We start from the raw sequence: 4,308 nt of genomic DNA, 5'->3' as shown, positions 1-4,308 counted from the left end.
GCGGCCGGCCCGCTCGCCGCCGTGGAACTGCCGGGCGGTGTCCCGGTGTGGGCCGTCACCCACCACGCCGAGGCCAAGGCGCTGCTCACCGACCCGCGGCTGGTGAAGGACATCGAGGTGTGGGGCGCCTGGCGGCGCGGTGAGATACCTGCGGACTGGCCGCTGATCGGCCTGGCCAACCCGGGCCGCTCGATGCTGACGGTGGACGGCGCCGACCACCGCCGGCTGCGCACCCTGGTCGCGCAGGCGCTCACCCCGCGGCGGGTGGAGCGGATGCGGGAGCGGATCGAGAAGCTCACCCAGGACCTGCTGGACGCGCTGCCCGCGGACGGCGGGACCGTCGATCTGAAGGCGGCCTTCGCCTACCCGCTGCCCATGTACGTCGTCGCCGACCTGATGGGCATCGAGGAGGCGCGGCTGCCCCGGCTGAAGGTGCTGTTCGAGAAGTTCTTCTCCACGCAGACCCCGCCCCAGGAGGTCGTCGCGACCCTCACCGAACTGGCGGACATCATGGCGCGGACGGTGGCGGCGAAGCGGGCCGCGCCCGGCGACGACCTGACCAGCGCGCTGATCCTGGCCTCGGAGGACGGCGACCGGCTCACCGACGAGGAGATCGTCTCCACGCTCCAGCTGATGGTGGCGGCGGGCCACGAGACGACGATCTCGCTGATCGTCAACGCCGTCGTCAACCTCTCCACCCACCCCGAGCAGCGCGCCCTGGTGCTGTCCGGGCAGGCCGACTGGTCGGCGGTGATCGAGGAGACCCTGCGCTTCTCCACCCCCACCTCCCATGTGCTGATCCGGTTCGCGACCGAGGACGTGCCGGTGGGCGACAAGGTGATCCCGGCCGGGGACGCGCTGATCGTGTCGTACGGCGCGATCGGCCGCGACGAGCGGGCGCACGGCCCGACCGCCGGGCGGTTCGACATCACCCGCGAGACGAGGAACCGGCACATCTCCTTCGGCCACGGCCCTCACGTCTGCCCCGGCGCCGCGCTCTCCCGCCTGGAGGCGGGGATCGCCCTGCCGGCGCTGTACGCCCGCTTCCCGCGCCTGGACCTGGCGGTTGCGGCGACCGAGCTGCGCAACAAGCCGGTGGTCACCCAGAACGACCTGTTCGAACTGCCGGTCCGGCTGAATCCGTAGCTGTCCGCGGGGCTGTCAAGTCCCGAATTGCCGTGCCGTGACCGGGGTCACCTCCCGGGGCGTAATGGAGTCCTGATCCAAGCTTTCGACCCCTTGCCCCGGAGAGGTGACCACCGATGCCGACGCAGAATCGCTGGCGCAATTGCGCCAAATGCCAGAGCCTCTTCTTCAACGGTCATGCCGGTGTCCCGGGTGTCTGCCCGAGGGACGGCGGGGGCCATGTGGCGACGGGATACGACTTCACCCTCACCCATACGGAATTCCCCTTCGTGCGGGTCCAGCGGGACTGGTACACCTGCTGGTACTGCCAGGTCCTGTACTACGCGGGCCATCCTGACCGGCCCGGCCGCCCGGGCGAGGACGGGGCGTGCCCCGCACGCCCGGGCCGCGGCCACACTCATGGTGTCGCGCGCACCTTCCGCCTGATGACCGGCCTGGGCGACGGCTCCCACATGCAGAGCAACTGGCGCAACTGCCGGAACTGCCAGGCGCTGTTCTTCGCGGGTTCCGACCGCCGCGGATCATGCCCGTCCGGCGGCAGCCACGAGGGCCACCTCGACGACCCGGACACGCTGGATTTCTGCCTCGCCTACCCGATGAATCCACGCATCACGGTGACCCGCGTCGAGCCCGTCATCAGCGTTCTGGGAGACAGCTTCACGCCGGACGGCCAGGTGCACATCTCGTGGAAAATCGTCGGGGAGAACGGGACGCTCGAAAAGCGTTCCGACACCGTCCACTGCTTCCGGGAAGGGGACTTCCGGTACACGTTCCACGCACAGGGACGGTGGGATTTCCTCACCGTGCGCGCCTGGGACGTCACGAGCGATACCCCCACACTCGTGCGCTCGGTCCTGTCACCGGCACGCCTTGACTTGGAGAGCGCTCCAACTCGTAGCGTCGCGGACGGCGCGCACCGGTGAGGGCGCCCGGGCCTCCCCCGCGGGATGCCGGGCACCGGAATCCGTCGCTAGATGGAGACAGGCCGTGTGCCGTGCCGGAACCACGATCGAGTGTGCGGAAGGAAACCTCATGCAGAAGCGCAGGCTGCGGGACCTCCAGGTATCGGCCATCGGGCTCGGATGCATGGGGATGTCCGCCTTCTACGGCTCCGCCGACCGGGCGGAGGGCATCGCGACCATCCGGCGCGCCCTCGATCTCGGCATCGACTTCCTCGACACCGCGCAGATCTACGGGCCGCTCACCAACGAGTCGCTGGTCGGCGAGGCGATCAAGGGGCGGCGCGACGCGTATGTGATCGCGACGAAGTTCAACTACCGGATGGACGACGCGGTACCGGGCGACATGAGCACGGTCGGCCGGCAGGACGGCTCGGCCGAGCATGTGCGTGCCTCGGTGCACGGCTCGCTGCGGCGGCTCGGCACCGACCACATCGACCTGTACTACCAGCACCGGGTCGACCCGAACGTGCCCATCGAGGAGACGGTCGGCGCGCTGGGCGAGCTGGTCGCCGAGGGCAAGGTGCGGTACATCGGGCTGAGCGAGGCGAGCGCGCAGACCATCCGGCGCGCCCACGCCGTCCACCCGATCACCGCGGTGCAGAGCGAGTACTCGCTGTGGTCGCGGGACGTGGAGGCGGAGGTGCTGCCGGCCTGCCGGGAGCTGGGCATCGGCTTCGTACCGTACTCGCCGCTCGGCCGCGGTTTCCTCGCGGGCCGCTTCACCTCGCCCGACGAGCTGGACGAGAACGACTTCCGGCGCACCAACCCGCGCTTCACGGACGCCAATCTGCAGGCCAACCTGCGGCTGGCGGAGAAGGTGAAGGAGATCGCCGCCGAGAAGGACGTGACCCCGGCCCAGCTGGCCATCGCCTGGGTGCTGGCACAGGGCGAGGACCTGGTGCCGATCCCGGGCACCAAGCGCCGCACCTACCTGGAGCAGAACGCCGCCGCGGCCGGCATCGAGCTGACCGCGGAGGACCTGGCCCGCATCGACGCCGAGCTGCCGGAGGCGGCGGGTGAGCGGTACGACGAGGCGGGGATGCGCACGGTCAATCGGTAGCCGGGTACGCCGGCCGGTCGCACCGGGGCCCGCCGTGGGGCAGCCGCGGCTCGGTCGGCCGACCGGACCCACGCCGCACAGGCGGCCCCGCGCCTCGATGCCGCCGCGGCGACGGTGACATGCGCCGGCGTGTGGCCGACCACGGCGGACCCCACCCTTCGGCCGCCCGGTCACCGCCGACCTGCACGCGCCGAGTCGAGCCGGGGTCCGAGTCGGCCGTGGCGGGTATGTCCTCCGGAGGCCGACGGCCAAGGCCGAGGAAGGCCGCCAGCCGGCCGACGGGCGGCGGGTGACGGGCCCCACACCGCACAGGCGGCCCCGCGCCTCGATGCCGCCGCGGCGACGGTGACATGCGGCGGCGTGTGGCCGACCACGGCGGCCCCCACCCTTCGGCCGCCCGGTCACCGCCGACCCGCACGCGCCGAGTTCCGCCAGGTCCGATCCTGGCCGGCATGTCCTCCGGAAGCCGGCGGCCAAGGCCGAGGAAGGCCGCCAGCCGGCGGGCGGCCGGTGACGGGCCCCACACCGCACAAGCGGCCCGCGCCTCACAGGCGGCCCCGGGTCCCCGCGGAGCGCCGGGACACCACCACGAGGTCCAGTGCCGCCGCCAGCGCGAGGAGTCCGCACACCACGGCGAGGACGGTGAGCGGGCCGGTGCCCGGGCTGTCGCCCGGGCCCTCGTGCGCGGCCCACACCGCGAACCCGGCGGTCGCCGCGGCGAACACGGGCAGGAAGACGGCGGAGAGCAGCAGCCGCAGCCGCAGGGCGCTGCGCGCGGTGGCCGGTTCGGTACCGGTACGGGAGAGGCGGTGACCGAGCGCTCCGGAGCGTGACCGGGGCTCCGGTGCCGCCTGTCGTCCGTGGTGTCGCTCACGCATGACACACCTCCTTCTGCGGGACGGGTCCTGTGAGGAACCCCACGCGGGGTCCAACTCGCCCCCGGCACCGGCACTTTGGGAGTCGCCGGCCCGGTGCGGCGGACCCGTCGGCATCGACCGTCCCGTCTCGTCTGCCACCATGGTCGGCGCCCTTGACCAGGCGGCCCGGCCGTGCAGTGCAGCCGGACCGACGGGATCCGCCGGTCTCTCCCGAGCCTCCTGGTTGTCGAGTACCCCGCCGTGTCCTCTGCCCCTGCCCCTG

Annotated in this window: 4 protein-coding genes; 3 read left to right on the top strand and 1 reads right to left on the bottom strand. The window is 72.3% G+C overall.

All coding sequences use genetic code 11. The annotated features are described in order from the left end of the window. The 3 genes from CCN44_RS17880 to CCN44_RS17870 all read left to right on the top strand — a co-directional run. On the top strand, window positions 1-1,146 hold a 1,146-nt coding region (locus tag CCN44_RS17880; protein WP_086698218.1), incomplete at its 5' end, for a cytochrome P450 family protein. A 116-nt stretch (window positions 1,147-1,262) separates the two neighbouring features. Beyond that, window positions 1,263-2,069 (top strand): hypothetical protein, encoded by an 807-nt coding sequence (locus CCN44_RS17875; RefSeq protein ID WP_143649831.1) that lies wholly within the window; start codon window positions 1,263-1,265, stop codon window positions 2,067-2,069. Between the two features lie 109 nt (window positions 2,070-2,178). Then, complete coding sequence (locus tag CCN44_RS17870; protein WP_059246932.1) at window positions 2,179-3,168, top strand: aldo/keto reductase; 990 nt, start codon at window positions 2,179-2,181, stop codon at window positions 3,166-3,168. Window positions 3,169-3,713: 545 nt separating this feature from the next. Here CCN44_RS17870 and CCN44_RS17865 read toward each other — a convergent pair. Then, on the bottom strand, window positions 3,714-4,046 hold the full coding sequence (locus CCN44_RS17865) for a DUF6343 family protein (RefSeq protein ID WP_086698216.1): 333 nt from the start codon (window positions 4,044-4,046) through the stop codon (window positions 3,714-3,716). Window positions 4,047-4,308 lie beyond the last annotated feature (262 nt).

Origin of the sequence: Streptomyces tricolor (genome assembly GCF_002155905.1) — a bacterium.
Lineage (GTDB): Bacteria > Actinomycetota > Actinomycetes > Streptomycetales > Streptomycetaceae > Streptomyces > Streptomyces tricolor.
This window is presented reverse-complemented; position numbering and strand designations above follow the sequence as displayed.

What these genes read in the sequence shown, in the direction of transcription:
- CCN44_RS17875 (WP_143649831.1), top strand. Translation starts at nt 1,263, where the DNA reads ATGCCGACGCAGAATCGCTGGCGCAATTGCGCCAAATGCCAGAGCCTC.
- CCN44_RS17870 (WP_059246932.1), top strand. Translation starts at nt 2,179, where the DNA reads ATGCAGAAGCGCAGGCTGCGGGACCTCCAGGTATCGGCCATCGGGCTC.
- CCN44_RS17865 (WP_086698216.1), bottom strand. Translation starts at nt 4,046, where the DNA reads ATGCGTGAGCGACACCACGGACGACAGGCGGCACCGGAGCCCCGGTCA.